The following is a 985-nucleotide window of genomic DNA, read 5'->3' on the forward strand; positions in this document are numbered from 1 at the left end:
AACCCCGAAGCCGACCCAGCCGCCGCTCACCGTCATCCCGCCGGTGAAGTCGGAGGAGCCGACCGCGACGACGAGCCCGAGCGCATCCGCGACGCCGAAGCCCACTGAGACGCCGGCGCCGACCGCGACGGAAGGCGAGACCTCGACCTTCGCGCCGTCGAAGGACGACCTGACGGCGGACACCAAGGGCGCGATCGAGCTCCCCGGCGCATCCTTCGCCCCGGGCGACCAGATCACCGTGAACGTGGGCAAGGAGCACAAGGGCGAGTCCGTCAAGGTGGTCGTGTTCTCGGAGCCGCAGGACCTCGGCGACCTCACGGTCAATGGGGACGGCACGGTCACGGTGCAGCTGCCCGACACGATCGTCGAGGGCGAGCACGACCTCGCGATCTACGACGCCGACGGCAACGTCATCGGCTGGCACGACCTGACGGTCACGACGGGTGACGCCGCCGCGGGCGGCGAGGCGACCGACGCCGGCACCGCCGGTGGCACGGCGACCGACGCTGGCACCGCCGCGACCCCGAGCGCGACGCTGAGCCCGAGCGCATCCGCCTCNACTGACGACAACTCGACCACGGCGCCGCTGTCGGTGATCCCGCGGTCGGACCAGTCGGCTGACGAGACGCAAGCGGACGCGAGCGGCCTGGCCGTGACCGGCCCGGCGAATGTCACTCCGATCATCGCGATCGTTGCCCTCGGTGTCGCCGCCGGTCTCGGGCTCCTGCTCGTCGCACGCCGCGACCGCATGGAGGTCTAGCCGCAGGCGTAGCCCAACGAGGAGAGCCCGGTGCACACGCGCCGGGCTCTCCTCGTTTCCGCTTGCGTGGGCTCTTCCGCGTTTCTGTTTGCGTGCGCCCTTCTTGTTCCCGTTCTCCTGGTCCCTCCGCGTATCCGCTGATGGGTTCCTTTCATGGCAGTGGCTGCAGCGGCTTCCGCCGCGTGGCGCCCGCCGCCGTCGTTTCATGGGTGTTGCGTTTGCCAC

Origin of the sequence: Gulosibacter sediminis (assembly GCF_014904065.1) — a bacterium.
In the GTDB taxonomy this organism is placed as follows: domain Bacteria; phylum Actinomycetota; class Actinomycetes; order Actinomycetales; family Microbacteriaceae; genus Gulosibacter; species Gulosibacter sediminis.